Annotated in this window: 20 protein-coding genes; 10 read left to right on the top strand and 10 right to left on the bottom strand. The window is 69.7% G+C overall.

Annotated features, from left to right (window positions below; all coding sequences use genetic code 11):
• Positions 1-38: 38 nt before the first annotated feature.
• Positions 39-2,519: a transglycosylase domain-containing protein gene (locus tag JAO81_RS00245; RefSeq protein WP_199545644.1), complete on the bottom strand. Its 2,481-nt coding sequence runs from the start codon at positions 2,517-2,519 to the stop codon at positions 39-41.
• A gap of 313 nt (positions 2,520-2,832) precedes the next feature.
• Between JAO81_RS00245 and JAO81_RS00240 the strand changes: the two genes are divergently transcribed.
• The 6 genes from JAO81_RS00240 (at position 2,833) to JAO81_RS00215 (ending at position 8,273) form a co-directional block, all read left to right on the top strand.
• Positions 2,833-3,792, top strand: a complete 960-nt coding sequence (locus tag JAO81_RS00240; protein ID WP_374194238.1) for an SPFH domain-containing protein — start codon at positions 2,833-2,835, stop codon at positions 3,790-3,792.
• Positions 3,789-4,049 carry a hypothetical protein gene (locus JAO81_RS00235; RefSeq protein ID WP_307813082.1) on the top strand — a complete coding sequence of 87 codons (261 nt, stop codon included), beginning with the start codon at positions 3,789-3,791 and terminating at the stop codon, positions 4,047-4,049. Before JAO81_RS00240 ends, JAO81_RS00235 begins: the two co-directional genes overlap by 4 nt.
• Positions 4,050-4,149: 100 nt before the next feature.
• A complete protein-coding gene (locus JAO81_RS00230) occupies positions 4,150-4,617 on the top strand; it encodes a DUF2269 family protein (protein ID WP_199545642.1) in 468 nt (155 codons plus the stop codon).
• Between the two features lie 115 nt (positions 4,618-4,732).
• A complete protein-coding gene (locus JAO81_RS00225; protein WP_165335484.1) occupies positions 4,733-5,260 on the top strand; it encodes a PadR family transcriptional regulator in 528 nt (175 codons plus the stop codon).
• Positions 5,257-5,946 carry an ABC transporter ATP-binding protein gene (locus JAO81_RS00220; protein WP_199545641.1) on the top strand — a complete coding sequence of 230 codons (690 nt, stop codon included), beginning with the start codon at positions 5,257-5,259 and terminating at the stop codon, positions 5,944-5,946. Before JAO81_RS00225 ends, JAO81_RS00220 begins: the two co-directional genes overlap by 4 nt.
• A 23-nt stretch (positions 5,947-5,969) precedes the next feature.
• Positions 5,970-8,273: an ABC transporter permease gene (locus tag JAO81_RS00215; protein ID WP_199545766.1), complete on the top strand. Its 2,304-nt coding sequence runs from the start codon at positions 5,970-5,972 to the stop codon at positions 8,271-8,273.
• A 99-nt stretch (positions 8,274-8,372) separates the two neighbouring features.
• Here the strand turns inward: JAO81_RS00215 and JAO81_RS00210 are convergent, their stop codons facing one another.
• Complete coding sequence (locus JAO81_RS00210; protein ID WP_374194237.1) at positions 8,373-9,326, bottom strand: LysR substrate-binding domain-containing protein; 954 nt, start codon at positions 9,324-9,326, stop codon at positions 8,373-8,375.
• Between the two features lie 146 nt (positions 9,327-9,472).
• Between JAO81_RS00210 and JAO81_RS00205 the strand changes: the two genes are divergently transcribed.
• Positions 9,473-10,027: a peroxiredoxin gene (locus JAO81_RS00205; protein WP_199545639.1), complete on the top strand. Its 555-nt coding sequence runs from the start codon at positions 9,473-9,475 to the stop codon at positions 10,025-10,027.
• A gap of 2 nt (positions 10,028-10,029) precedes the next feature.
• A complete protein-coding gene (locus JAO81_RS00200) occupies positions 10,030-10,575 on the top strand; it encodes an alkyl hydroperoxide reductase (protein WP_199545638.1) in 546 nt (181 codons plus the stop codon).
• Between the two features lie 71 nt (positions 10,576-10,646).
• Here the strand turns inward: JAO81_RS00200 and JAO81_RS00195 are convergent, their stop codons facing one another.
• From JAO81_RS00195 to JAO81_RS00175, 5 genes are all read right to left on the bottom strand, one after another.
• Positions 10,647-11,372, bottom strand: coding sequence for a hypothetical protein (locus JAO81_RS00195; RefSeq protein WP_199545637.1), 726 nt, complete (start codon positions 11,370-11,372; stop codon positions 10,647-10,649).
• Entirely contained in the window at positions 11,369-12,721 is a 1,353-nt protein-coding gene (locus JAO81_RS00190; RefSeq protein WP_199545636.1) for an AI-2E family transporter, read from the bottom strand. The genes JAO81_RS00195 and JAO81_RS00190 overlap by 4 nt, the downstream gene beginning before the upstream one ends.
• Positions 12,722-12,858: 137 nt before the next feature.
• Entirely contained in the window at positions 12,859-13,563 is a 705-nt protein-coding gene (locus tag JAO81_RS00185) for a transglycosylase SLT domain-containing protein (protein ID WP_307813081.1), read from the bottom strand.
• Positions 13,564-13,995: 432 nt separating this feature from the next.
• Positions 13,996-15,318: a PhoH family protein gene (locus JAO81_RS00180; RefSeq protein ID WP_199545634.1), complete on the bottom strand. Its 1,323-nt coding sequence runs from the start codon at positions 15,316-15,318 to the stop codon at positions 13,996-13,998.
• A 317-nt stretch (positions 15,319-15,635) separates the two neighbouring features.
• Positions 15,636-16,421, bottom strand: coding sequence for an isoprenyl transferase (locus JAO81_RS00175; RefSeq protein ID WP_199545633.1), 786 nt, complete (start codon positions 16,419-16,421; stop codon positions 15,636-15,638).
• A gap of 113 nt (positions 16,422-16,534) precedes the next feature.
• Here JAO81_RS00175 and mgrA point away from each other — a divergent pair, with 113 nt between their 5' ends.
• The gene (mgrA, locus tag JAO81_RS00170) at positions 16,535-17,572 is read left to right on the top strand and encodes an L-glyceraldehyde 3-phosphate reductase (RefSeq protein ID WP_199545632.1); all 1,038 of its coding nucleotides are present in this window, start codon (positions 16,535-16,537) and stop codon (positions 17,570-17,572) included.
• An 18-nt stretch (positions 17,573-17,590) separates the two neighbouring features.
• Here mgrA and JAO81_RS00165 read toward each other — a convergent pair whose 3' ends face one another.
• The 3 genes from JAO81_RS00165 to JAO81_RS00155 form a co-directional block, all read right to left on the bottom strand.
• On the bottom strand, positions 17,591-17,977 hold the full coding sequence (locus tag JAO81_RS00165; protein ID WP_199545631.1) for a hypothetical protein: 387 nt from the start codon (positions 17,975-17,977) through the stop codon (positions 17,591-17,593).
• Positions 17,978-18,323: 346 nt separating this feature from the next.
• On the bottom strand, positions 18,324-19,052 hold the full coding sequence (locus JAO81_RS00160) for an A24 family peptidase (RefSeq protein ID WP_199545630.1): 729 nt from the start codon (positions 19,050-19,052) through the stop codon (positions 18,324-18,326).
• A gap of 74 nt (positions 19,053-19,126) precedes the next feature.
• Complete coding sequence (locus JAO81_RS00155; RefSeq protein WP_199545629.1) at positions 19,127-19,585, bottom strand: hypothetical protein; 459 nt, start codon at positions 19,583-19,585, stop codon at positions 19,127-19,129.
• Positions 19,586-20,013: 428 nt separating this feature from the next.
• Here JAO81_RS00155 and JAO81_RS00150 point away from each other — a divergent pair, with 428 nt between their 5' ends.
• Positions 20,014-21,156: a winged helix DNA-binding domain-containing protein gene (locus JAO81_RS00150; RefSeq protein WP_199545628.1), complete on the top strand. Its 1,143-nt coding sequence runs from the start codon at positions 20,014-20,016 to the stop codon at positions 21,154-21,156.
• The last annotated feature ends 1,034 nt before the right edge of the window (positions 21,157-22,190 follow it).

The raw sequence follows: 22,190 nt of genomic DNA, 5'->3' as shown, positions 1-22,190 counted from the left end.
GGGACCGGCGGGGGTCCCGGCCCCCTTTGGGGCCGGTGCTAATCCCGGGGTTTGCCCTGATCGTTGTTGGGGTCGTCCGGGTCCGGGTCGATCGTGATCGGCGGCTCGTACGTCGGATCGTCCGTCGGCGGTTCGGTCGTCGGATCGTCCGTCGGCGGTTCGGTCGTGGGATCGTCCGTCGGCGGCTTCGTCGTCGGATCCTGGGTCTCCGGCGGCTCCGTCGTGGGCGGCGGGGTCGTCGGCGGTTCGGTCGTGGGCGGCGGGGCGACGCCCACGCCCATGTCCGTCTCCAGGTCGAAGCGCGCGTCCGAGCCGCCGTTCAGGGCGCCGAGGGTGTACGCGGCCCAGATGCGGGACGGGAAGCCGGAGCCGTGGATGGTGTCCTCGCCACCGGCGCCGCGCAGGGAGACGTGGTTGCCGGCCGCGGCCGGCTTGCCGTCGGGCCGCTTCAGACCTCCGCCGCCCTCGGGCGCCTCACCGTAGATACCGACGACGGTGACCAGTTCGGGGGTGTATCCCGCGAACAGGGCCGAGACGTTGTTGTCGGACGTACCGGTCTTGCCCGCGGCCTTGTACTTGCCCGCGTACTCGCCCTTGAGCACGGTGGAGCCGGTGCCGTCACTGGTCACGCCCTGCAGGACCGAGGTGATGGTGTCGGCGGTCTCCCGCTTGATCACCTGGTCGCCGATGGGCTCGGGGACCCACTCGCCGGACTTCGAGTGCTGGGCCTTCGCGATGATCGACGGCGTGACCTTCTTGCCGTGCGCGTCGAAGGTCGCGTACACACCGGCCATGTCGAGCGGGCTGGCACCCATGGACCCGAGGGTCATGGCGGGGTGCGGGTCGAACTCCTTCATGCCGAGGGTTTCCGCGGTCTCCTTGACGTTGTCCATGCCGACGTCCGCACCGAGGCCCGCGAACACCGAGTTGATGGACTTGTCCATACCGCGCTGGACGGTGACATCGCCGTAGTCGTCGTTGCCCTCGTTCGGTGGTGCGTAGGTCTGGCCGCCACCGAAGTCGATCTTCGTCTTGCTGTCGCCGTCGTAGATCGTGTTCGGCGTGATCGGCCGGCCGTCCTTGGTCGACCTGTTCTCGAGGGCCGAGGCCAGGATCACCGGCTTGAAGGTGGAGGACGCCTGGTAGTCGCGCTGGATCGCCATGTTGTGCTGCGTGAGCGCGTCCTCGCCACCGTAGAGGGCGACGATCTTCCCGGTCTTCGGGTCGACGGAGACGGCGCCCGCCTTCACCGCGGCGTCCACCTTGCGGGACTTCGGGTCGAGCTTGTCGGTCAGCTGGGCGGCGACCGCCTTCTCCAGCGACTTCTGCTTCTTCTTGTCGATGTTGACCGTGATCGTCCAGCCGCCCTGGTCGATCTTCTTCAGCGCCTCTTCGGCGGTGATCTCGTCGGTCTCCATCAGATGCCGGGCGAGCTCGTTCTTGGCGGCTTCGACGATGTAGCCGTTCTGGCCCTTCAGACCCGGGTTCTGCGTGGGCTTGATCGGCTCCTTGAACGTCTGCTCGGCGCGCTTGCTCGGGGAGAGCCAGCCCATCTCGACCATGTTGTCGAGGGCGTACGCCCAGCGCTGCTTGGCGAGCGTCTTGCCCGTCTCGGAGGCGATCGCCCAGTCGTACTGGTTCGGCGCCTGGAGCAGGGCGGCGAGATACGCGCCTTCGGAGAGGGTGAGCTTGTCCGCGTCCTTGCCGTAGTAGGCCTGGGCGGCGGCCTGGATGCCGTTCACGCCCCGGCCGAAGTAGCTGGTGTTCAGATACCCGGCGAGGATCTCCTCCTTGGACACCTGACGGTCGACCTTGAGGGCGATCACCAGCTCCTGCACCTTGCGGCTGACCGTCTGCTCCTGGGACAGGTAGAAGTTCTTCACGTACTGCTGGGTGATCGTCGAACCACCCTGCCTGCCCTTGCCCATGAGCGTGTTCAGGACACCGCGGCTCGTGCCCTTGATGTCGACGCCGGGGTCCTTGTAGAAGGTCTTGTTCTCGGCCGCGACGACGACCTGCTGGATCGGCTTCGGGATCTTGTCGAGGCCGACGATCTCGCGCTTGGTCTCCCCGACGTTCGCGATCGTCTTGCCGCTCGCGTCCTTGTAGACGTTGCTCTGCTGCGTCGCGTCCTCATTGGGATTGGGGATGTCGACATACAGATACAGGCCGACGGCGGCCGCCATCCCGAGCAGGATCATCCCGAAGAAGGTTCCGAGGATCTTCTTCCAGGTGAATATTCGGCGCAACAGACTCCGATCATCGCGGTCACGGCGCGTGGCTGCCCGGCGGCGGTCGGCACGGCTGCCGTGGTCGCCTCCGCCGTCACGTCCGTATCCGGGGCCGGCCCCGGGTGTGCGTCCATAGCCGTCCGACGGGGAACCGGCCGAGCGGTGTCCGCGCTGCTGACCGACGTCCGGTCCGCGCTCCATCCGGCGGGCGCCGGCCGGCGGCGGGCTCGCTGCTCGGCGGACACCGCCGCCGCGCTGCCTCGCTCGCCTCTCTTCCGCTCGGCCCATGGTTCGCGTTGCTCCAGTCGTGTCTCGGCTTCCCCCGGGTCAGCTCAGAAAGCTAACACCGCAGCTGGGGACAAAGGGATGACGATCCGGTCTTTTACGGACGTGACAATCAGCACCTGTCCTACAGGAACCGACTACCACGGGGCTCGAACGGTTGCTCCTCCGGATGTGAAGGATCGGTTCCGGCACCATCACTGGTCCGGTTTGCTGGAGTTGACACCTATTCGTGACGCTTCACAGCTATGTGGCGCTGCTCTCGTACGCACGATAAAGTGATAGCAGTTTGCTAGGTCGACGGGAGCGTCTCGTCGGCATGGACACCCACGGGGAGCCGGACATGACCTCTCAAGACACCACCCCCACACCCGACGTTCCGCAGATGCCGGAACCGCGCGTACGGGAGTTCCAGGCGCATTCCATCGGGGGCGGGCTCGCCCTGCTCTTCGGGCTCGTCGGGCTGCTCGGCGGCGTCGGGCTCGTGGTGGGCGCGACGGCCGTGGACTCGGGCGGCGCGAAGGCGGCGCTGATCATCTCCGGGATCCTGATCGGTCTCGCCGCGTTCCTCGCGATGTGCGGTCTGAACATGGTCGCGCCGGGCGAGGCCCGGGTGGTCCAGCTCTTCGGGCGCTACCGCGGGACGATCCGCGAGGACGGTCTGCGCTGGGTGAACCCGCTCACCTCGCGGACCAAGATCTCCACCCGCGTCCGCAACCACGAGACCGCCGTCCTCAAGGTCAACGACGCCTACGGCAACCCCATCGAACTGGCCGCGGTCGTCGTCTGGAAGGTCGAGGACACCGCGCAGGCCTCGTTCGAGGTCGACGACTTCGTCGAGTTCGTCTCGACGCAGACCGAGGCGGCCGTACGGCACATCGCGATCGAGTACCCCTATGACGCGTACGACTCGGAGCAGCTCTCGCTGCGCGAGAACGCCGAGGAGATCACCGAGAAGCTGGCCATCGAGCTGCACGCGCGGGTCGAGGCGGCGGGTGTGCACATCATCGAGTCCCGGTTCACGCACCTCGCGTACGCACCCGAGATCGCCTCCGCGATGCTGCAGCGCCAGCAGGCCGGTGCGGTGGTCGCGGCGCGCCAGCAGATCGTCGAGGGTGCGGTCGGCATGGTCGAGTCGGCGATCGCGCGGATCACGGAGCAGGACATCGTCGAGCTCGACCAGGAGCGCAAGGCCGCGATGGTGTCCAACCTGATGGTGGTCCTGTGCGGTGACCGGGCGGCGCAGCCCGTGATCAACACGGGGACGCTGTACCAGTGAGCGCGGACCCCGAACCCGAGCACGAACCCGGTTCCGGTCCTCGTCAGCGGTCGGCCGGGGCGGCGCGCAAGCAGGTGCTGCTCCGGCTCGATCCGCTCGTGTACGACGCGCTGGCCCGGTGGGCGGGGGACGAACTGCGGTCCGCGAACGCGCAGATCGAGTTCCTGCTGCGGCAGGCGCTGAAGGATGCGGGGCGGCTGCCGGGGGCGGCGGGGCCGCTGCCTCGCAGGGGGCGGCCGCCCAAGTCCGGGGACTGAGCGGAGAGTTGCTCCATGAGAGGCGTGGCAGTATCCGTGGGAAATGCGTCACGAAGGCCACTGGGGCGCGGCCGCGACGGCTGGCTAGCGTCGGGGCACCATGACGAAACTGCTGCTCACCCTCCATGTCCTCGCCGCCGTCCTGGCCGTGGGGCCGGTCGCCGTCGCGGCCAGCATGTTCCCGCCGGCCCTGCGCCAGGCGGCCGGTCCGCCCGGTGACGCCGGGGCTCTCGCGTCGCTGCGGACGCTGCATCGTGTCTGCCGGGTGTACTCCGGTGTCGGGATCGCGGTGCCGGTGTTCGGGTTCGCGACCGCGGCCGCGCTCGGCGTCATGGGCGATCCCTGGCTGATCGCGTCGATCGTGCTGACCGTCGCGGCGGCGGCCGTCCTGATGGTCCTGATCCTGCCCGCGCAGGACGAGGCCCTCGACGCCGCGGAGGAGGCCGAGCGCGCACCCAAGCCGGGCGCCGACCGCCGGCTCGCGATGCTGGCCGGGATCTTCAACCTGCTGTGGGCCACCGTCACCGTGCTGATGATCGTGCGCCCCGGCTCGACCACGGGGGCTTGAGCTATGGGCGCTTGAGCTGTGAGGTCTTGAGCCGTGAGGGCTTGAGCCACGGGCAAAGCCAGCTATACACCCCACGTATACACGCGAGGTATACACACCGTGTACAGTCATCGGCATGTCCATCGGTCACACACTCCTGGGCCTGCTCGAGAGCGGCCCCCGCCATGGTTACGACCTCAAGCGCGCCTTCGACGAGAAGTTCGGGCACGACAAGCCGCTGCACTACGGGCAGGTCTACTCGACGATGTCGCGGCTCCTGAAGAACGGCCTGGTCGAGGTCGACGGCGTGGAGGCCGGCGGCGGGCCCGAGCGCAAGCGGTACGCGATCACGGAAGCCGGGATCACCGACGTACAGCAGTGGCTGGCGACGCCGGAGAAGCCCGAGCCGTATCTCTCCTCGACCCTCTACACGAAGGTCGTGCTCGCGCTGCTCACCGGCCGTGACGCCGGCGATCTGCTCGACACGCAGCGCTCGGAGCATCTGCGGATGATGCGGATCCTCACCGACCGCAAGCGCAAGGGCGATCTCGCCGATCAACTGATCTGCGACCACGCCCTGTTCCATCTCGAAGCCGATCTGCGCTGGCTCGAGCTCACCGCCGCGCGTCTCGACAAGCTGGCGAAGGCGGTGACCGAGGGATGAGCGCGCCTGCCGGTTCCCTGTTGTCCGCGCAGGATCTGCGCAAGGCCTACGGGCCGACCCACGCGCTCGACGGAGCGCACTTCTCCATCCACGCCGGCGAGGTCGTCGCCGTCATGGGCCCCTCCGGGTCCGGCAAGTCGACGCTCCTGCACTGTCTCGCCGGCATCGTGCCGCCGGACGCCGGGACCATCACGTACAACGGCCGTGAGCTGAGCGGCATGAGCGATGCCGAGCGCAGTGCGCTGCGCCGCTCCGAGTTCGGCTTCGTCTTCCAGTTCGGCCAGCTCGTCCCCGAGTTGAGCTGCGTCGAGAACGTCGCGCTTCCGCTGCGTCTGAACGGCGCCAAGCGCAAGGAGGCCGAGCGCACGGCGCTCACCTGGATGGAGCGCCTGGAGGTCGACGACCTCGCGAAGAAGCGTCCGGGCGAGGTCTCCGGCGGTCAGGGCCAGCGCGTCGCGGTGGCCCGCTCCCTGGTCACCGGCCCGCGGGTGCTGTTCGCGGACGAGCCGACCGGTGCGCTCGACTCGCTCAACGGCGAGCGCGTGATGCAGCTCCTGACGGATGCGGCCCGTTCGTCCAACGCCGCCGTCGTCCTCGTCACGCACGAGGCCCGGGTCGCCGCGTATTCGGACCGCGAGATCGTCGTACGCGACGGCAAGTCGCGCGATATGGAGCACGTGCTGTGAACGTGTGGATCAGGGATCTGGCCATGGGTGCCCGGTTCGCCGCCACCGGGGGGCGCGAAGGGTGGGTGCGGGCGGTCCTCACGGCGGTCGGCGTCGGGCTCGGGGTGGCGCTGCTCCTGGTGACCACGGCCATCCCGAACGCGCTGCAGTCCCGTGAGATACGCGGCGAGGCGCGCGACGACTACCGGATGAGCGACCAGGTCACGCCCAAGGGCGACGACACGGTGGTCGTGGCCCAGGTCGACACGGTGTTCCGCGGCAAGGACGTGCGCGGCCGCATCATGCAGCCCGACGGCGCCAAGGCCCCGCTGCCGCCCGGGATTTCGGCCTATCCGAAGGCCGGTGACGTCCTGGTGTCGCCCGCGCTCGCCGAGCTCCTCAAGTCCGGTGACGCGGAGCTGCTCGGCAAGCGCATCGACGGAAAGGTCGTCGGCACGATCGGCGACGACGGACTCATCGGGCCGCATGAACTGTCGTACATCAAGGGCGCGGACGATCTCGTGGCCACCGGCTACCGGGTGCACCGGCTCGACTCGTTCGGCACGGACGCGCAGCGCGAGGAGATGGATCCGCGGCTGCTGCTGCTCACACTGATCATCTTCATCGTGCTGCTCATGCCCGTGGGCGTGTTCATCGCCACGCCCGTACGGTGCGGGGGCGGGCGGCGCGACCGGCGGCCCGCCCCCCTGCGCCTGATCGGCGCGGACGGCCGGATGGCGCGCCGGATCGCCGCCGGCGAGGCCTGCGCCGGAGCGCTGCTCGGCCTTGTCGTCGGCGGTGGACTGTTCCTGGCCGCGCGGCAGTTGGCGCCCCGGCTCCAGGTGATGGACATCAGCGTCTTCTCGCACGACCTCGCCCCGGCCCCCGCGCTGGTCGTCCTGGTGGCGCTCGCGGTGCCGGCCGCCGCGGTGGCGGTGACCCTGTTCGCGCTGCGCGGCGTGGTGATCGAGCCGCTCGGTGTGGTCCGCACCGCGAAGCCCTCCCGGCGCCGCCTGTGGTGGCGGCTGCTGCTCCCGGTCGCCGGACTCGCCCTGCTCTCCCCGATGATCGGGAAGGGCAACGAGAACGGGGACTTCAACCAGTGGATGGTCACCGGCGGTGTCGTCCTGCTCCTGGTCGGCATCACGGCGATCCTGCCGTGGCTGGTCGAGGCGGTCGTCGCCCGGCTCGGCGGCGGCGCGGTGTCCTGGCAGCTGGCCGTACGTCGCCTGCAGTTGAGCAGTGGCTCGGCGGCCCGCCTGGTCAACGGCATCGCGGTCGCGGTCGCGGGGGCGATCGCGCTGCAGATGCTGTTCGCGGGTGTGTCCTCGTACTACACGAAGGAGACCGGCGAGGATCCGGCGCGTGCGGACCTCGCTCTGTATCTGCCCGAGTCCCGGGACACGTTCAGCCGGCTCGCCGAACAGCAGCGCACGCTGGAGAACACCCCCGGTGTCACCGCGGTGATCGCGCCGGTCATCCAGACTGTCGCGGCCGACCGTGCCACCGATCCCGAGGGCAACGCGATGGTCACGAGCGGGAGTTGCGCCGCACTGCGCGATCTGGCGGGGCTGCCCTCCTGCAAGGACGGTGACGTGTTCCGGGTCGTCGACGCCGAGTACGACGAGGAGACCTCCCGGCTCGCGAAGCCGGGCGGCACGGTCTATCTGGACCCGACGTACGGGACGAACAAGGGCGAGGCCGTACGGTGGCGGCTGCCCGCACAGATCAAGGAGGCCACCGCGAAGGACGCACCCGGCGGCGGCGAGACGGGCGGCTTCCTGGTGACGACGGGTGCGCTGCCCGCGGCCGCGCAGCAGTCGATGACGGGACACCTGTACGTCAAGACCGACCCGGCGGTGGCGGACGCGCGGGACGAGGTGCGCACCGCGGTCGCGCAGATCGCCCCGCTCACGGAGGTCAACCAACTGGCCGCCACGGAAAGGTCGCAGCGCTTCGACTCGATCCGTACGGGTCTGTTCGTCGGCGCGACCTGCGTCCTGATCCTGATCGGCGCGAGCCTGCTGGTCTCGCAGCTGGAGCAGCTCCGCGAGCGCCGCAAGCTGCTCGCGGCCCTGGTCGCGTTCGGCACGCGGCGCCGCACCCTGAGCCTGTCGGTGCTGTGGCAGACGGCCGTCCCCATCGCCCTTGGACTGCTGCTCGCCGCGGGCGTCGGTCTCGGTCTCGGTGTGGTCCTGTTGAAGATGGTCGACACCGCGGTGGCCGTGGACTGGCCGTCGGTCCTGGCGATGACGGGCGTGGGCGCGGGTGTGGTCCTCGCGGTCACCTTGCTGAGCCTGCCGCCGCTGTTGCGGATGATGCGGCCGGAGGGGTTGCGCACGGAGTAGGCGGGCTGCCGGGGGTGAGCTCGGGTGGGGGTGCGGGTGGGGGTGCGGTGGGTCGGGTGGGTGCGGGTTCGTGGCGCCTGCGGCGGCGTTCGGATCTGCTCAATCGCCGCAGCGGCTGGAGGCTGGGCTGACCGGCAACCCCCGCACCGCCTCCCGCAGTTCCTCCGCCAGCTCCGCGTACTCCTCCGCCCGCGCCGAGCCCGCCCGTGCCACCAGTGCGATACGGCGCGACGGTGCCGGGCTCGCGAAGGTGCCCGTGACCAGTTGGGACGAGCGGGAGGTTTCCACGTCCAGGGCCGTGCGCGGCAGCAGGGTCGCGCCGATCCCGCCCGCGACCAGCTGGACCAGGGTCGACAGGCTCGCGGCCGTCGTCGTGACGGGGGCGTCGGCGCGGCCCGCCTCACGGCACACCTCGAGGGCCTGGTCGCGCAGGCAGTGGCCTTCGCCGAGGAGCAGCAGGTCGAGCTCGCGCAGCACCGCCCGCGGGATGCCCTCGCGGCCGCCCAGCTCATGGCCGAGCGGCGCCACGAGCACGAAGTCCTCGTCGAAGAGCGGGAGTTCCACCAGGCCCGGAACGCCGAGCGGCACGGCGAGCAGCAGGAGATCGAGGCGGCCCGCCGCCAGGCCCTCGACGAGCGAGGACGTCTGCTCCTCGTGGATCTGCAGATCGAGGGTCGGGTAGCGCTCGCGTACGAGACGCAGAACCGTCGGCAGCAGATACGGCGCCACCGTCGGGATCACGCCCAGCCGGAGCGCCCCCGTGAACGGCCCGCGCACCGCCTCGGCCTCCTCGACCAGCGCGTCCATCGCTTCGAGCACCGCACGCGCCCGACCCGCGAGCCGCTCCCCCGCCTCGGTGAGGAGCACCTTGCGCGTGGTGCGCTCGACCAGCCGTACTCCCAGTACGTCCTCGAGAGCCGACACCGCACCCGAAAGCGCGGGCTGGCTCATCCCGATCGCCGCCGCGGCATCCCGGAAGTGCAGCTGCTCGGCGACCGCGACGAACGCGCGCAGCTGCGCCGGGCTGGGCCCCCGGGTCCGTCCTCTCGCCACCGCGTACACCTCACCGATAACCGGACTCGATCAACCCTACCGAGTCTAGCTATTTCCGTGATCAGTACGCACGGTGGCAAGATCGATCCGTCCACCCCCCAGGAAAGCCCATAAAAAGGACTTTCCGTACTGCAAGGAGAGCGCGCATGCTTACCGTCGGTGACAAGTTCCCCACGTTCGAACTGACCGCCTGCGTCTCACTGGAGAAGGGCAAGGAGTTCGCGCAGATCGACCACAAGACCTACGAGGGCAAGTGGAAGGTCGTCTTCGCGTGGCCGAAGGACTTCACCTTCGTGTGCCCGACCGAGATCGCCGCCTTCGGCAAGCTGAACGAGGAGTTCGCCGACCGCGATGCACAGGTCCTCGGCTTCTCCGGTGACTCCGAGTTCGTGCACCACGCCTGGCGCAAGGACCACCCGGACCTGACCGACCTGCCGTTCCCGATGATGGCCGACTCGAAGCACGAGCTCATGCGCGACCTCGGCATCGAGGGCGAGGACGGCTTCGCCAAGCGCGCCGTCTTCATCGTGGACCAGAACAACGAGATCCAGTTCTCCATGGTGACCGCCGGCTCCGTCGGTCGTAACCCCAAGGAGGTCCTGCGAGTCCTCGACGCGCTGCAGACCGACGAGCTGTGCCCGTGCAACTGGAACAAGGGCGAGGACACCCTCGACGCCGGTGCGCTCCTGGCCGGTGAGTGACCGTGGGGCTCGCTGAACTGAAGTCCGCCGTCCCGGACTACGCCAAGGACCTGAAGCTGAACCTCGGTTCGGTGATCGGCAACTCCGAGCTGCCCGAGCAGCAGCTCTGGGGCACGGTCCTCGCCTGCGCCATCGCCTCCCGCTCGCCGCGCGTGCTGCGTGAGCTGGAGCCCGAGGCGCGCGAGCACCTCTCCCCCGAGGCGTACGGCGCCGCCAAGTCCGCCGCCGCGATCATGGCGATGAACAACGTCTTCTACCGCACGCGCCATCTGCTCTCCGACCCGGAGTACGGCACGATGCGCGCGGGTCTGCGGATGAATGTCATCGGCAACCCGGGTGTGGAGAAGGCCGACTTCGAGCTGTGGTCGCTCGCCGTCTCCGCGATCAACGGCTGCGGTCAGTGCCTGGACTCGCACGAGCAGGTGCTCCGTAAGGCCGGGGTCGACCGCGAGACCGTGCAGGAGGCCGTGAAGATCGCGGCCGTCGTGCAGGCCGTGGGCGCGACGCTGGACGCGGAGGCCGTGCTGTCCGAGGCGGTCGCCGTCTAGTCGGACGTACGTCGCGCGTACGACAACACGCAGGGCCCGCCGACCGGTTCAGGTCGGTGGGCCCTCGTCGTTCACTTCTTCAGGTCCTGCATCAGGACCTTCATGTCCTCGATCATCAGCTCACGCACTCCGCTGAAGTCGGGCTCGGGAGGCTCCACGTACTCCTCTTCCTCCGAGAAGTCGTCGTACGACTGGTTGATGGACATCTGCAGGACCACCGGGCCGTCCAGGACTTCGAGCCCGGGTGTGCCGTAGTTCGCCTCCGGAATGTAGAAGGCCCGCTCACCGAGGCCGCTGATCTCCTTGATGCCTTGGGATTCGGACTCGTCGTACCAGTCCTTCTGGGTGGCGAGGGTCTTGAACTCCGGCTCCGGATCGACCTTCTTGTGCAGGGCGAAGGAAAGGTACAGGGAGTACCGGCTCGCACTCTGCCCCTGCTCGAGGTCCTGACCGCCCAGCTGCACCGAGCACCACGCCCGGTCGAGGGCCGGATCCTTGCGCACCGCGCGATGCTCGGGTGTGGGCTTGCCGTATTTGAGGCTCAGCGAGGTCAGGGTGGCCGCGGTGCACAGATCGTCCGGCAGCGCGTAGCCCTTGAGGTCGGTCTTGTCGTCGCCGGCCTGCACCCCGTACAGCGAACCCGCCCACACGGCGGACGCGACCAGCGCCCCGCCGAGCGCCCACTGCCAGGGCCGCCGGCCGGGATCACGCCGTACAGGATCGGGCGGGGCCACCACGTCGAGGGCGCCCGAGGGTATCTCGCCCTCTTCACCGACCAGTTCGGGCTCGGAAATCACCTGCTGTCCCCCACCTGCTCCCCCGCGGACTCCGGCGCGGGCTCCGGCGCGGAGGCGACCGCGGCCTGCTGGAGCGCGTTCTCCCGTGCGTACGTCCGCAGATATCCCACCACGGTGTTCGTCACCGCGACCAGAGGTACGGCGACCACCGCTCCGCCGATCCCGGCCACCATGCCGCCGGCCGCGACCGAGAGCACCACGGCGAGCGGATGCACCTTGACCGCGCGTCCCAGGATGAACGGCTGCAGTACGTGGCCCTCGATCTGCTGTACGGCGAGGACGACGATCAGGGCCATGAGGGCGGTGAAGACGCCCTGCGTCACGAGCGCGACGACCACGGCGAGCGCGCCCGAGATGACCGCGCCGACCAGCGGGATGAACGCGAACAGGAAGATGAACACGGCGAGGGGCACGGCCATCGGGACATCGAGGAAGTAGATGCCGACACCGATGAAGACGGCGTCGATCAGAGCCACTATCACCGTCCCGCGCACATAAGCGGTCAGCGTCCGCCAGGCCCTCGGACCCGCGCCGGCGACACCCGGACGGGCCGCGGCCGGGAACAGCTTGAGGGTCCAGTGCCAGATCCGCTTGCCGTCGTAGAGCAGGAAGAGCGTGGAGAACATCGCAAGCAGGATGCCGGTGAGGATCTCGACCATCACCGTGACACCGGTCAGACCCGCCGAGGTGATCTCCTCCGTGTTGGTGCCGACGGCCTCGCGCAGGCTCTTCGCGATGTCGTTGATCTCGTCCCCGGTGACATGGAACGGACTGTCCAGGAGCCACTTCTCGAGTTCGTCGATACCGCGCTGCACCTGGTTGGAGAGGTCGTCGAGGTTCTCCATGACCTGCCAGACCACGAACCAGCCGACCAGGCCCATGATGACGAAGCCCGAGATGAAGGTGACCGCGGTGGCAAGGCCGCGGGGCAGCCCGAGGCGCATGAGGCGGGCCACGGTGGGCTGCAGCAGGGCGGTGATGAGCAGGGCCCCGACGAACGCGAACACCACCAGCTGTACGGAGGAGATGACCCGCATCAGAACCCACAGCATCCCCGCGAGCACCAGGAACCGCCAGCCGACCTCGGCGGCGACCCGGATACTCCAGGGCACGGCGGCGACCGGGTCGGCCTTGGCCGCTATGGCCGGCGCGTAGGCGGGGGGTGCGGGAACCGTGCCGTTGCCCGCGGAACCCTCGTCCTCGTCCGCCGACTTGGACACTCTCACGGCGACCGGCTCGGGTGCGGGCTCATCGGCGTCCTCCGCCCGGGCCCGCCGCTCCTCCAGGCGCTCGCCCGCCCGGGCGACGCCGGTACCGAGCCGGCTCAACCAGCCTGGCAGTCTCGACATGATCTTCCTTCTTCCCCCCACCGATCCCCCAGGTTCCCGAACGGCTCGAACTTACACGCGCGAAGCCCCTCACCGAAGGACGGTGAGGGGCTCCGTGAAGTTGAGCGCCGGAAGCGGTATTTCTCCGCCGGACCGGATCAGTACCAGTTGTTCGCCTGCCAGAAGTTCCAGGCTCCGCACGGGCTGCCGTAGCGGGAGTCCATGTAGTTCAGGCCCCACTTGATCTGGGTGGCGGGGTTGGTCTGCCAGTCGGCGCCGGCCGAGACCATCTTCGAACCCGGCAGCGCCTGCATCAGACCGTAGGCACCGGAGGAAGGGTTGGTGGCCTTGTAGTTCCAGCTGGACTCGTGGTCCACGATGTTGCTGAAGCACTGGAACTGGTCGGCGGGGACCATCTGCCGCGCCATCGCCTGAACTTCGGCGATGGAGTACGAGGACTGCTGCGCGAAGTCACCGGCGTCGCGGGTGGCCGAGCGGCTCGCGGCAAGCTTGGCCTCGCGCGCCTTGGCCTTCTTCTCGGCCTCGGCCTTCTTGGCGGCTTCCTGCTTGGCGATCGCGTCCTCGGCCGCCTGCTTGCGGGCGTCTTCCTCCGCGGACTTCTGCGCCACGACGTCGGCGGCGGCAGCCTGCGCGTCGGCCTGCTGGGTCAGCGAGGCAGTCTGCACCTCGACCTGCTGGCCTGCGGGTATGTCTGCGAGGAGAGTCCCTCCGTCGGCAGCGGTCGCCTCGAAGTCGTTCGAGGTCTCCTGGGTGCTGCCCGAGGCAACGCCCACAACTGCGCCGACAGTGGTGACCGCGGTGGCCGAGGCCACTGCGAATCCCCGGACCGAAATCCGGCTCACACGGTTTCCTTCCAGCATCGCCCGAGGGGTGACCTTTCGGGCGCAATCTTGCCCCTCGCGCTGGCTTCCGGCTGATACGTGGTCACTGGAAGCACGGACCCGGTGGGGCAACTCCTGTGCGGGAGGAGCCTCTTGTGTCGCGGGTGGCATACGGCGATCGCTATGTAGTTGAGGTCCAACTGGTCCTGTGCCGCTGGGGGTACAGGAGTGCCGTATGCGGGGCCTGACAGGAGCAAGACTCTGCCGGAACCGGACGCCGCGAGGCAATTCCGCGTTGCGTGGGAAAGCTCACACCCCGTTTACCCCACCAGTTTTCTGGAACCCCGGACGTACAAGGGCGCCGCGCGAGTAAGCTCTTCGGCTTACCTGCGCGGCGCCCAAGTGCCGCTTAATACCGCAGACTTCCCAGTCCGCTCAGACGGCACAGACCTCTCAGGCGTGGCCGTCTTCGAGCATTTCGGTCACCAGTGCCGCGATCTGCGAACGCTCCGAGCGCGTCAGCGTGACATGCGCGAACAGCGGATGCCCCTTCAGCTTCTCGACCACGGCCACGACTCCGTCGTAGCGCCCGACCCTGAGGTTGTCGCGCTGGGCGACATCATGAGTCAGGACGACACGGGAATTCGCCCCGATACGGGACAGAACGGTCAACAGGACGTTCCGTTCCAGGGATTGGGCCTCGTCCACGATCACGAACGCGTCATGGAGCGAGCGTCCGCGGATGTGGGTGAGCGGGAGCACCTCGAGCATCCCGCGCGCCGAGATCTCCTCGATGACCTCCTTGCCCGTCACCGCCCCGAGGGTGTCGAACACGGCCTGCGCCCACGGGCCCATCTTCTCGGCCTCGGTGCCGGGCAGATAGCCGAGCTCCTGCCCGCCGACCGCGTAGAGCGGACGGAAGACCATCACCTTCTGGTGCTGGCGCCGCTCCAGGACCGCCTCGAGTCCCGCGCACAGAGCGAGCGCGGACTTTCCGGTGCCGGCCCGGCCGCCCATCGACACGATCCCGATGTCCGGGTCCTGGAGGAGATCGAGCGCGATGCGCTGCTCGGCGCTGCGCCCCTTGATGCCGAAGACCTCACGGTCCCCTCGCACCAGCCGGACATTGCCGTCGGCCGTGACCCTGCCGAGCGCCTTCCCCCGCTCGGAGTTGAGCACCAGACCCGTGTGCACGGGCAGGTCCGTTGCCTCCGGTACGTACAGCGTCTGCTCCTCGTAGAGGAGATCGATCTGTTCGCCGGAGAGGTCGAGTTCGGACATTCCGGTCCAGCCGGACTCCGTGATGGCGAGCTCGGCGCGGTACTCCTCGGCGAGCAGGCCCACGGAGGAGGCCTTGATACGGAGCGGAAGGTCCTTGGAGACGACGGTGACGTCGTACCCCTCGGCCTGGAGGTTGCGGGCGACCGCGAGGATCCGCGAGTCGTTGTCGCCGAGACGGTACCCGGCCGGGAGCACGCCGGGGTCCGAGTGGTTGAGCTCGACGCGCAGAGTGCCGCCCAAGTCCCCGAGCGGGATGGGGGCGTCGAGCCGGCCGTGGAGGATGCGGTAGTCGTCGAGCCGGCGCAAGGCCTGCCGGGCGAAGTAACCGAGCTCCGGGTGATGCCTTTTCGCCTCGAGTTCCGTGACGACGACGATCGGGAGAACGACCTCGTGTTCGTCGAAACGGTTCAGGGCGCCCGGGTCGGCCAGCAGGACGCTGGTGTCGAGAACATAGGTGCGCCTGTCGGGCATGCGGCGCTTAGTGCTGGTCACCACGGAAGGACGTACCCCCTCAGCAGAGGTCGGGGAGCGACGACGTCGCGGGTTTTCCTGGACCGGTCGGCCTGCGTGGGCCGAAGACCGGCCCCCCACGTCGCCGTACGGTGCGTACGGTCCACCTGGTGCAAAGGGCCTCCCGGGTGAGCGGGCTCTGTGCCGCTCACTGAGATACGGCATCCGTTTGTCGGACGCCGACCTGCAAGGGATATTCCCTCGAACACGCGAAGCCATGCAACGGCATATGACGACGCGTCCGTGAACGGTCGGTGACGTGTGTCACGGGGGTCGCACAGGGCGCGCGGCCGGGGCGTGGCTCAGGCCCCGAACCGCCGGTGCCGCGCGGCGTAGTCCCTGAGGGCGCGCAGGAAGTCGACCTTGCGGAAGGCCGGCCAGAAAACCTCACAGAAGTAGTACTCCGACAGGGCCGACTGCCACAGCATGAATCCGGACAGGCGCTGCTCGCCCGAGGTGCGGATGATCAGGTCGGGGTCGGGCTGGGCGCTTGTGTAGAGGTGCTTGCCGATGGTCTCGACGTCGACGGCCTCCGCGGCCTGCTCCAGGGAGACTCCCCGGTCGGCGGCGTCGAGCAGCATCGAGCGGACCGCGTCGGCGATCTCCTGGCGGCCGCCGTAGCCGATCGCGACGTTGACCAGTATTCCCTGGTTGGCGGAGCTGGCCTCTTCCGCTTCCTTCAGCACGTTCTGCAGACCGTCGGGAAGGACGTGGGTGGCGCCGACGTGGTGGACGCGCCAGCGGCCGTCGCGCGCGAGGGAGCGGACCGTGTCCTCGATGATGCCGAGGAGCGGGACCAGCTCTTCCTGGGGACGGTCGAAGTTGTCCGTCGAGAGCAGCCACAGCGTGACGACCTCGACATCCGTCTCGGAGCACCAGCCCAGGAACTCCGCGATCTTGTCCGCGCCCGCCTGATGTCCCTGGGCGGTGGTGGAGCCGGCGGCCTTGGCCCAGCGTCGGTTGCCGTCCATGATGACGCCGATGTGCTTGGGCACCTGGTCGTGGTCCAGGTGGCCCTCCACGCGGCTCGCGTACAGCCTGACCAGCAGGCCGCGCAGCCCGTCGCGCAGGCTCGTAAAACCAGCCACGTTCGTTTCAGCCCCTCACGTGCAGACGGCGGTCCCCGAGGGCGAAAGCCTACCGCTGGAAAACGGAGGCACCGCCGCCGGGTATGTCACAGGTCTGACGTAGCTTCGTCACCATGAACGACTCCGCCAACTACGCCGCATCGGCCGACCGGTACGACTCCATGGAGTACCGCCGTACGGGCCGCAGCGGTCTGAAGTTGCCCGCGATCTCACTCGGTCTGTGGCACAACTTCGGTGACGACCGCGCGCTCGACGCGCAACGCGCCATTCTGCGCCGCGCCTTCGACCTGGGCGTCACCCACTTCGATCTCGCGAACAACTACGGACCGCCGCCCGGCAGCGCCGAGTTGAACTTCGGCACACTCCTGAAGCAGGACTTCGCGCCGTACCGGGACGAGCTGGTCATCTCCAGCAAGGCCGGCTATCTGATGCACCCCGGTCCGTACGGGGAGTGGGGCAGCCGCAAGTACCTGCTGTCGTCCCTGGACAACTCGCTGCGGCGGATGGGTCTCGATTACGTCGACATCTTCTACTCGCACCGCTTCGACCCGGACACCCCGCTCGAGGAGACGATGGGCGCGCTCGCGTCCGCCGTGCAGCAGGGCAAGGCGCTGTACGTGGGCGTCTCCTCCTATACGAGTGAGCAGACACGGGAAGCGGTGCGCATCCTCAAGGAGATGGGAGTGCGTCCCCTCATCCACCAGCCCTCGTACTCGATGATCAACCGCTGGACCGAGGACGACGGGCTGCTCGATGTGCTCGACGAGGCGGGCATGGGCTGCATCTCGTTCGTGCCGCTCGCGCAGGGGCTGCTCACGGGCAAGTACCTGAAGGGGATCCCGGAGGGTTCGCGCGCCACGCAGGGCAAGTCCCTCGACCCGGACCTGCTGAGCGACGAGGTCGTACGCCGCCTCAACGGCCTGAACGACATCGCGGCCCAGCGCGGCCAGTCCCTCGCCCAGCTCGCCCTCACCTGGGTGCTGCGCGACGAGCGGATGACCTCGGCGCTGATCGGCGCGTCCAGCGTGCAGCAGCTGGAGGAGAACGTGGCGGCCCTGACGGGCCCGAAGCTCACGGAGGCGGAGCTGGCGGCGATCGACGAGTTCGCGGTGTCGACACCGGGGACCAACATCTGGGCGGGCCGCCGCTGAGGCCCTTGTGCCATACGGCTAGGAGGCCGCGTATCCCTGGGACAACCGCTCGGGGGTGCGCGGCCTCTTGAACCAGGCGACGGCGCAGGGCCGGGTCAGCAAGGCCAGCAGCGCGAAGGACAGGGCGAACCCGGTCCATGCCACCGTCCGTCCGGCGAGGAACAGCACGACCCCCACCGCCAGGTGCGCGCAGGTGGCCACGGTCGCGGCTGTCCGTATGCCGTTGCCCGAGCCGGCGAAGCGCATGGCCAGGACGAACAGCACGACGACGGTCACGTTCCTGCCGAGCACCCCGGCCGTCTCCAGCGGACCGCTGCCCTGCAGTGCGGTGTCCGCGAGAAGTGCCGCCAGGAATGCGGCGAGCACGAAAACGAGGACACGGGCGGCCTGGACTGACCGCGGCATGCGATGGGGCTGGTGGTGCATGCGGTGGGCTGGTGGGGCATGCCCTCGACCCTCCGTCGGGTGCCCGCTGACATCCCGGGGGGCGACGAACAGGAGCCCCTGGGACCTTGGGATGCCTCCGCCACAAAGCCTCAGCCGCATGCGGGCAAGAAAAACGGGCCGGTCCATGGGGCCAGGGGCGACGAACAGGAGCCCCTGGAACCCCGGGATGCCTCCGCCACAGGGCCTCAGTCGCATGCGGGCAAAGAAAAACGGGCCGGTCCATGGGGGGGAGATGGACCGGCCCGAGGGGGGGTTTCCACCATAACCCTTCGTAAGGGGTGCTGTGTGCATCGGCGTGGCGTAATTACGCTCCGAAGCCGCCGAGCAACACTCCGGTGGCCGCTCCGGCCAGCATGCAGGGCCCCAGCGGCATGGCGCTCTTGCGGCCCGCTCGGCCAAGCAGGACAAGGGCCGCGGCGTATCCGCCGGCGTACATGATGCCCGCGAAGAAGCCCAGGAAAAGGATCTCCCAGCCGTACCACCCAAGGGTTACCCCGAGGACGATCGCCAACTTGACGTCTCCGAAGCCCATGCCGCTCGGGTGGGCCAGGAAGAGCGCGAAGTAGCCGCCGCCCAGGGCGAGTCCGCCGAGCAACGCCCCAGCCCAGCGGCCTTCCGCGGACGCGAAGAGCGCGGCGAGACCGAGACCCCCGGCCGCCGCCCCCGCGAGCGGCAGCGTGAGGATGTCGGGGAGACGGTGAACGTTCAGGTCGACGGTCGCGAGCACCACCCCGAACGGGGTGAGCAGCAGCCACACCGCCAGCTCCGGCCGCGCCCCGGTCGACGCGGCGAGCGCCGCGCACACGGCCGCGGTGAGCAGGACGAGGGCCGCGCTGCTGGGCCCGTACCGTCCGGTCTCGCACCGCGTCGTGCCGAGCCAGCCGCCCCACGGGCCGGTGAGGGCGTGACCGGACGGGCAGACGGCGCGCCAGGGCTGGCCGGCCGGGACGGAGAGCCGGTAGGCGACGCGGCCGGTGAGCGTTCCGGCGAGTGCGCCGTACAGCGCCGCGAGCGCGATCAGAAGGGCAGGCACGGGCCGAGGCTAAGGGGCGCGGGGTGCACACGTCATGGGTCCGTGGGCCCAACCACCTTCCGGCGTACGGAGATTCAGTCCAGCGCCAGGTCGAGCAGGATGCCCGCGACGCAGCCGAGGCCCACACCCAGGCTGGTGAGCAGGATGGCCTCGGAGGTCAGGTCCGCCCAGAGCCAGGCGAGATGGAGCGCGTGGGCGGCGAGCGGGACCGTGAGGGCGGCCAGCAGATGCTGTACGGGCGATTCACGGAACGGGGCGCGGTGCAGGCGGCCCGCGACGAGCGCCGTGAAGCCCGCACAGACAGCGGCGGGCAGCGGGAGCGCGAGGAGGTCGCCCCACGCGGACCACTCGGCGCCGGCCGGGGTGACGCCGTCACCGAACGGGCCGTAGCGGTTCTGGTCGGTCAACGGGTCGTGCAGGAGGGCCAGTTGGGGGTAGACGGCGAGGGCCAGGGCGAGCAGGCCGGCGGTCCAGGAGCGCAGTTGGGCGGCGCCTGCGGCGAGGGGGCCTACGCGTATCGCCTGTCCGGTCATGGCGGCAAGTTACGGGCCGGGCGGGCCCAGTGCCATGAGTCCGGGGGCCCAACATCATCCGAGCGGAAACAGGGCCGGCCGGGAGCAAGAAGGGACGGCACCGCGTGGCCCCCTCCACCGCGCGGTACCGTCCACCGCGCAATTTGCCCGCGCGAATTCTCGTTGGTCTGAACTTACGTGACGCCTACATTCCGATGACCCGATTTCGGATAACAATGCGGATTCGAGGGTGATCATTGCGTCGATATGCCCGAGTTCAAGGGCTTCTGGTGCGGGCGCTGTGGTCTGAATCACGCCAGCGGTGCAGGCCTCCCGGCGCGACCTCCGAACATTTCCGAACTCCCGGCGCGACCTCCGAACATCTCCGGACTCCCGGCGCGACCTCCGAACTCCCGGCGCCACCGCGGAGGGCGGCCGATAATCCGTCCATGACTCGACGCGTCTCCTGGGCCGCGGCCCAGGCCCGGAGATTTGCCCGGCAGTCCCTCACCACCCCCGCCCAGGGCGATCCGTCCGAGGAGCTCGCCCGGCTCTCGGGCGCCATGTGCGGTACGCACGCCCAGGTCGCCTCCGCGGCGGAGCTCTCCCTCGCGCTGCGCCATGCCGACGCGACCCGCCAGGACGTACGCGATGCGCTGGCGAAGACGTCGACGCTGGTCAAGACGTACGGCCCGCGGGGCACGGTGCATCTGCTGCCGAGCGCCGAACTCCCGCTGTGGACCGGCGCGTTGTCGGCGCTGCCCACCGGCGCGCAGCACGCGGAGGGTGTACGGCTCGACGCGCGGCAGACCGACGAGGTCATCGCGGCCATCGCCGACGCGCTGACCGGGCGCTTTCTGACCGTCGACGAGATGACGGAGGAGATCGTGGCGCGTACGGGGCCGTGGGCGGGTGAGCTGACGATGCCGGCGTTCCAGACGATGTGGCCGCGCTGGCGGACGGTGCTGCACACGGCGGGGCACCGCGGAGCGCTCTGTTTCGGGCCGAACCGGGGGCGCAAGGTCACGTACACGCGCCCGGCGGCCGGGGATCCGCTGCCGGCCGCGTCGGCGCTCCCTGCGCTCGTGCACCGGTATCTGCGCGCGTACGGGCCCGCGACGCCCGAGTCCTTCGCCAAGTGGCTGGCGATGCCGATCGGTTGGGCGCGGAAGGAGTTTCACGGGTGTGAAGTGGAGGAGGTCGACTTCGAGGGCTCGGCGGCGTGGGTCGCGGCCGGGGACACGGACTTTCCGGACGACCCGGTGCGGGGTGTGCGGCTGCTCCCGTACTTCGACTCGTACGGCATCGACGCCTATCCCCGGGAGCGGTTCTTTCCGGGGCGGGCCTTCGAGCGGGCCCTGGCGCGGGGGCAGGCGGGGAACTATCCGCTCCTTGTGGTGGACGGTGAGGTGGCGGGCGTCTGGCACCAGAAACGCTCGGGCAAGCGGCTCGCTGTGACGGTGGAGCCCCTGGGCGCCCTCCGCCCGGCGCAACTGCGCGCCTTGGAGACCCAGATCGCCCGCCTGGGCACGGCCCTGGAAGCCGAGCCCTCCCTCACGGTGGGGGAGGTCACGGTGGGGGCGCACGCGTGAGGGTGGGGTTTCGGGTGGGGTGGGGTGCGGTTGGGGTTTCGGGTGGGGTGCGGTTGGGGTTTCGGGTGGGGTGCGGGTGGGCCTCTGCCCGGGTGCGGGGGGCCTCAGCCCGGGTGCGGGTCGGCTTCCGCCCCGGGCGTGGGTGCGGTTGGGCTTCCGCCCCGGGCGCGATTGAGCTCCGACCCCGGGTGTGGTTGGGCTTCCGCCCCGACCCCGGGTGTGGTTGGGCTTCCGCCCCGGGCGCGGGTGCGGTTGGGCTTCCGCCAGGGTGCGGGTGCGGTTGGGCTCCCGCCCGGGGTTCGGGTGCGGCCCGGAGGTGGCAGAGGGCGGAGCCCTCGCCATGGGTACGGCTGCAGTTGGCGCACACCGGGGTGGCAAAGGGCGGCGCCTCCGCCTTGGGTGCGGCTGCAGTTGGGGGACTCCCCGGAGGTGACAGAGGACGCAGCCCCCGCCTTGCGTGCGGCTGCAGTTGGGGCGCTCCCCAGAGGTGGAGAGGGCTGAGCCCCCACCTTGGGTGCGCTGCGGGCGGGGCGCGCGTCGGGGGTGCAGGGGGCGGAGCCCCCGCCATGGGCCCGCTACGGGTGGTGCATGTGCGGGCCTTCTTCTCCCCCCGCCCCTTCCCGAAACCGGGGCTTCAACCCGGGGTGCGGCTGGGCTCTCGCCCGGGTGCGGTGCGCCCCGAAGGTGGCAGAGGGCGCAGCCCCCGCCCCCGCCATGTGTGCGGCTGCGGTTGGGTGGCGCACCGGGTTGGCAGGGGGCGGAGCCCCACCTTGGGTGCGGCTGCAGTTAGGGCGCACGCCGGGAGGTGACCGACGGCGCAGCCCCCACCATGGGTACGACTGCGGGCGGGGCGCGCGTCGGAGATGACAGAGGTGCAGCCCCCGCCATGGGGACGACTGCAGTTGGAGCGCTCCCCGGGGTGGCAGAGGACGCAGCCCCTGCCTTGGGTACGGCTGCGGGCGGGGCGCGCGCTGGGGGTGCAGGGGGCGAAGCCCCCGCCATGGGCCCGCTACGAGTGGTGCATGTGCCGGTTC

Source organism: Streptomyces sp. N35, from assembly GCF_016464295.1.
Classification (GTDB): domain Bacteria; phylum Actinomycetota; class Actinomycetes; order Streptomycetales; family Streptomycetaceae; genus Streptomyces.
This window is presented reverse-complemented; position numbering and strand designations above follow the sequence as displayed.

Excerpts from the sequence above, each read along its gene's own strand:
- JAO81_RS00245 (WP_199545644.1), bottom strand. The coding sequence starts at position 2,519 with ATGGGCCGAGCGGAAGAGAGGCGAGCGAGGCAGCGCGGCGGCGGTGTC.
- JAO81_RS00240 (WP_374194238.1), top strand. The coding sequence starts at position 2,833 with ATGGACACCCACGGGGAGCCGGACATGACCTCTCAAGACACCACCCCC.
- JAO81_RS00230 (WP_199545642.1), top strand. The coding sequence starts at position 4,150 with ATGACGAAACTGCTGCTCACCCTCCATGTCCTCGCCGCCGTCCTGGCC.
- JAO81_RS00225 (WP_165335484.1), top strand. The coding sequence starts at position 4,733 with ATGTCCATCGGTCACACACTCCTGGGCCTGCTCGAGAGCGGCCCCCGC.
- JAO81_RS00220 (WP_199545641.1), top strand. The coding sequence starts at position 5,257 with ATGAGCGCGCCTGCCGGTTCCCTGTTGTCCGCGCAGGATCTGCGCAAG.
- JAO81_RS00215 (WP_199545766.1), top strand. The coding sequence starts at position 5,970 with ATGGGTGCCCGGTTCGCCGCCACCGGGGGGCGCGAAGGGTGGGTGCGG.
- JAO81_RS00205 (WP_199545639.1), top strand. The coding sequence starts at position 9,473 with ATGCTTACCGTCGGTGACAAGTTCCCCACGTTCGAACTGACCGCCTGC.
- JAO81_RS00190 (WP_199545636.1), bottom strand. The coding sequence starts at position 12,721 with ATGTCGAGACTGCCAGGCTGGTTGAGCCGGCTCGGTACCGGCGTCGCC.
- mgrA (WP_199545632.1), top strand. The coding sequence starts at position 16,535 with ATGAACGACTCCGCCAACTACGCCGCATCGGCCGACCGGTACGACTCC.
- JAO81_RS00165 (WP_199545631.1), bottom strand. The coding sequence starts at position 17,977 with ATGCCGCGGTCAGTCCAGGCCGCCCGTGTCCTCGTTTTCGTGCTCGCC.
- JAO81_RS00155 (WP_199545629.1), bottom strand. The coding sequence starts at position 19,585 with ATGACCGGACAGGCGATACGCGTAGGCCCCCTCGCCGCAGGCGCCGCC.
- JAO81_RS00150 (WP_199545628.1), top strand. The coding sequence starts at position 20,014 with ATGACTCGACGCGTCTCCTGGGCCGCGGCCCAGGCCCGGAGATTTGCC.